This window comes from Microbacterium sp. 69-7, from assembly GCF_001897985.1.
GTDB lineage: Bacteria > Actinomycetota > Actinomycetes > Actinomycetales > Microbacteriaceae > Microbacterium > Microbacterium laevaniformans.
Genome location: NZ_MKRU01000013.1, coordinates 1 through 4060 on the forward strand (window position 1 = coordinate 1; position 4060 = coordinate 4060).

Annotated in this window: 7 protein-coding genes and 1 pseudogene; all 8 read left to right on the forward strand. The window is 68.3% G+C overall.

Going from position 1 to position 4060, the window contains the following annotated elements:
- The first annotated feature begins 42 nt into the window (after window positions 1-42).
- Entirely contained in the window at window positions 43-372 is a 330-nt protein-coding gene (locus BGN98_RS01400) for a hypothetical protein (protein WP_288119078.1), read from the forward strand.
- A 316-nt stretch (window positions 373-688) separates the two neighbouring features.
- The gene (locus tag BGN98_RS01405) at window positions 689-955 is read left to right on the forward strand and encodes a glutaredoxin family protein (protein ID WP_288119081.1); all 267 of its coding nucleotides are present in this window, start codon (window positions 689-691) and stop codon (window positions 953-955) included.
- Between the two features lie 60 nt (window positions 956-1015).
- Window positions 1016-1567 carry a hypothetical protein gene (locus tag BGN98_RS01410; RefSeq protein WP_288119083.1) on the forward strand — a complete coding sequence of 184 codons (552 nt, stop codon included), beginning with the start codon at window positions 1016-1018 and terminating at the stop codon, window positions 1565-1567.
- A gap of 56 nt (window positions 1568-1623) precedes the next feature.
- Complete coding sequence (locus tag BGN98_RS01415; RefSeq protein ID WP_288119085.1) at window positions 1624-1860, forward strand: hypothetical protein; 237 nt, start codon at window positions 1624-1626, stop codon at window positions 1858-1860.
- Between the two features lie 71 nt (window positions 1861-1931).
- Window positions 1932-2321: a single-stranded DNA-binding protein gene (locus BGN98_RS01420; protein WP_288119087.1), complete on the forward strand. Its 390-nt coding sequence runs from the start codon at window positions 1932-1934 to the stop codon at window positions 2319-2321.
- 97 nt (window positions 2322-2418) lie between these two features.
- On the forward strand, window positions 2419-3216 hold the full coding sequence (locus BGN98_RS01425) for a ParA family protein (RefSeq protein WP_288119089.1): 798 nt from the start codon (window positions 2419-2421) through the stop codon (window positions 3214-3216).
- Window positions 3213-3593 (forward strand): ParB family protein, encoded by a 381-nt coding sequence (locus tag BGN98_RS01430; RefSeq protein WP_288119091.1) that lies wholly within the window; start codon window positions 3213-3215, stop codon window positions 3591-3593. The genes BGN98_RS01425 and BGN98_RS01430 overlap by 4 nt, the downstream gene beginning before the upstream one ends.
- Before the next feature lie 95 nt (window positions 3594-3688).
- Window positions 3689-4060 (forward strand): annotated as a pseudogene (locus tag BGN98_RS01435) (hypothetical protein); the annotation flags it as partial.

A 4060-nucleotide genomic window follows, 5' to 3' on the forward strand; every position in this document is an offset into this window, starting at 1 on the left:
CCTTCGGCACGGTCGACGATGACGAGTGAGATTCGGCAGCCGATGGCCAGGCCCGCCACGCTGGGCGAGTACCTGGCCATCCGGCCGTGGATGATCGACACCCACGGGCGCCCGGCAATCCTCGAGAACTGCGCGAGCTGCGGCCGCCAGCACTTCACCGTCGAGCCGTGCGCCCGCGAGGCGCCGTGCCCGCGGTGCGGCTCGACCGCGAGCCGTTGCCATCGTCCCTCCGGGCACGATGCGGACGCCTGGCACGCCGAGCGCGCGGCCGCGTTCGAGGCGCTGTGCGCCGAACGAGAAGCGGCAGGGCTCCCCCAGGTCGCCCGATCGCCCGACACGACCCCGGCCCTTTTCGACTGGCCGTCGACGTGAGCGGTCAGGGCGGCTCCGGTGGAGCCGGTGAGGGGGCGCGCCCCCTCCCGCTCCCCCAGCCCAGGCGTGACGGAGCACGCCAGGGCAGACGGACGGCCGCGAGCGGCCGGCTGATGGGCCTTCGGCCCTCGTCTTTTCGCCGTGAAGCCTTCGGCAGCATACGGTCGGCCACCCTCCACACAAGGGCTTTCGCGGCATATCCTCCCTCGCTGCGCTCAGTCCGGTATTCCACGGTCCCTTGTGCTCCGGTCGGCGCTCCCTCGCGGCACTTGCAGTGCCTTCACGGCAAAAAAACGTGGAGTGGGAGGATTCAGAGATGTTGGCAGTCACGATCTACACGACCGGCCCGGCGTGCGGGAAGTGCCGGATGACCAAGATCGCCCTGAAAGCCAAGGGCATCCCCTTCAACGAGGTTGATATCAGTCAGCCCGAGAACGCGGACGCTCGCGAGTACGTCACTGGTGACCTCGGCTACAGCGTCGCCCCGATCGTCGTCGTCGAGGACGGCACGGGACAGGATCACTGGTGCGACCTCCGACTCGACGAGGTAGATCGGGTGGCGCAGATCAACGCCGCCGCCTAACTACCCGTTGACGGTAATAGGGTTATTAGTGTTACAATGGAACCAGAAGAAGGAGAGACGATGAACACCACAGCCCAGGAACTCGCCGCCCAGTACGCGGCCCTGCCCGAGAGCATCAAGGACAAGTGCCCGCGCCCGATCGTCGACGTCACGCCCGAGCGCATCCGCGCCTGGCTGCTGGACGTGCGGACGGCATGCCTGAGCGCTGCGGCATCCACGGTCGACCTCGCGCTGAGCGTGGCCCGTGACGACGTTCAGGGAGCTGACGCGCTGCGCGCCGATGGCGCCAAGCTGCTGTCGTTCGCTACCCAGGTGGGCGACCTCATCGGCTACGGCCCCCGGCACACCCCGTACGACCAGGGAACGCGGCTGGAACCGCTCGTGTGGGTCACGGACGGGATCACCGGCCAGGAGAACCCCCGCCCGGCCGAGGCTGACGACTACGGCCGCGTGGACTTCGACGATGACGCGGGAATCACCGTCGCGACCGTGCACATCGAGGCCGAGCCCGATGCAGCCGAAGCGGTCTACGTCATGAAGGTCAACGTCAACGCCCCGGTCATCATCCACGGCCCCGGCGGCGAGTACATCGGAACCATCCACCCCATGTGATCGCGAGTGGCCCTAATAGGGTTATTACCGTTAGGGCCACTCCGAAAGGAGAAGTCATGTCGACGATCATCGTTACCCGCCTCGCGGAGCTGCGCGCGGGGGACCGGATCATCAGCCACGACGGCCGCGCGTACGCGAAGCCGCTGCGCGTCACCGACGAGCTAGCACCGATCGAGCACGGATCGCCCGTGATCGGTGTGCGCGTCGAGAACCCCAACCCGTCCAGCGGCATCGAATGGGTGCTCTACCCCTCGCAGATGGACGGACGACAGATGGAGGTCGAGCGCTACTAACCCTTGTAACCCTATTACCGGCAAGAGTATTATTAGAGTCACCACCGATTCATTCGATTCAGGAGGAAGTCATGAGCTACATCACCCGCACCGGAAACCTGGCAGCGAAGCCGACCCTGCGCGAGGGGGAGCGCGGCGCGTACACCTACGCCCGCGTGATCGTCACCGATCGCATCCGCCAGGAGGACGGTTCCTACATCGACGGACCCGCCACCGCCTACGACGTCGCCGTGAGCGGCAGCCAGGCGACCAACCTCGTCGAGGCGGCCGAGAAGGGCGGAAACATCCGCATCACGTTCTCGGGCAGCTACCGTGTCACGGAGTACAAGGGCGAGCAGGGCACGCGCATCCAGCACGAGGTCCGCGCTGACGAGGTCGGCGTGAGCCTGCGCGGGCAGAGCGTCACCGTCGAGCGCAACGCCCCCAGCGCCGCCGACAGCGGCGACGACACCCCGTTCTGATCGACCAGGGCCGGGGGCCGACTGGCCCCCGGCCCTCACTCTGCCCACCGTCGTGTCAGACGGTAAGAGCACTATTAACCCCATTGGAGGTAATACCGTGACTGCGCGAATCCTCGCCCTGTGCAACCAGAAGGGCGGCGTCGGTAAGAGCACGACGACGTTCCACCTGGCCCGCGCTGCCGTCCAGGCTGGCCGACGTGTTCTCGTCGTCGACAACGACCCGCAGGGCAACCTGACGTCGATCGCGGCGGCCGAGGCCGTCGACGAGGACCAGGCGGGGCTGGCCGATGCGCTGAGCTCGCGGGCGCCCGAGACGATCCGAGACGTCATCGTGCCGGGAGTGTGGCCTGGCCTCGACGTCGTGCCGACGAGCGGTGTGACGCTCGGCTACGTCCGCGACGAGCTGGTGATCGCGGGAGCCGGGCGCGAGGGCCGGCTGCGCCAGGCCCTCGCCCAAGTGATCGAGGACTACGACCTCGTGCTGATCGACTGCGCCCCCAGCCTCGACCAGCTCACGATCAACGGCCTGACGGCCGCGAATGCCGTCGTCGTCGTCACAGAGTCCAAGCTGTTCAGCGCCAACGGGCTGTCGCAGTTGCTCGACACCATCGACAACGTGCGCGCGTACTACAACCCCCAGCTGACCGTGGCAGGCGTCATCGTGAACAAGCACGAGGAGCAGACCGTCAGCGGCCGCACCTGGCTCGACGAGCTGCGCAAGGCCGCCGAGGGGCGCGGGCTGCGCCTGCTGTCGCCTCTCGTGCCTAAGCGCGTCGTGATCTCCGACGCGGCCGAGGCCGCGCGAGGCCTCGACGAGTGGGGGAGTGCTGAGGCGACCGCGCTCGGCGCGATCTACACCGACCACCTGGCCGTCATCGAAGGAGCCGCATCATGAACCGTCCCGCACCGCGCAAGTCGAGCCTCACTGGATCGAGCCCGGTCGCGCCGCCCGCTGCGGCGGAGCCGGTAGCGGCGGCGCCGATCGAGGAGGCAGCGCCCGAGACGCGGGCGGCTGTGCGCCCGGTCACGAAGAAGGCCGGCACGAAGTACCCGCCCAAGGTCACGTTCTACCAAGACCCCGAGGACACGGCGCGCACCCGAGGCGCGCTGCTGCACACGCAGATCAGCGAGGGCTCACGCTCGCTCAGCGCGTTCATCAACCAGGCGGTCATGGCCGAGGTCGAGCGACTGGAAGCGAAGTACAACGGCGGCAAGCCGTTCCCGGCTGTGGGCTCGCGTGAGATGCCCCAGGGCCGCCCGATGGGGGAGTAGCGAGTAGCACCACCCGGAGCCGATCAGGCTGTCAGGGCGGCGTACAGCGCCGCCAGCACCCCACCCTCGAGAACCGATCCCGGAAGGACCGACCCATGACCACCGTTTTGCAGGCCGTCGAGCCACCCGAGCCGGACCCGGTAGCCGACGCGATCGCCGCGCTCACCACCGCGGCGCGACAGACCCGCGTCCGCGGCGCCGGCACCGAGCACGCCACCGTCGAGCCCGTCGACTTCGGAGAAATCGCCTGCCATGTCATCACGACCGTGGCCGCCAACCTCGGCGGCGTCGACGAGCTGCTGGCCGGCCGTCCCGGATCGTGGGAAGCCGACTACGTGCGCCAGATCGTCCAGAGCACCGCGGGCGACGATGCCGACGAGCTACTGCGCTATCGCACTGAGCCGGTACGCCTCGCGTTCGACGCCGAGGACGTGTTCTACGACCTCGGCCTGAGCGACCTCTACGAG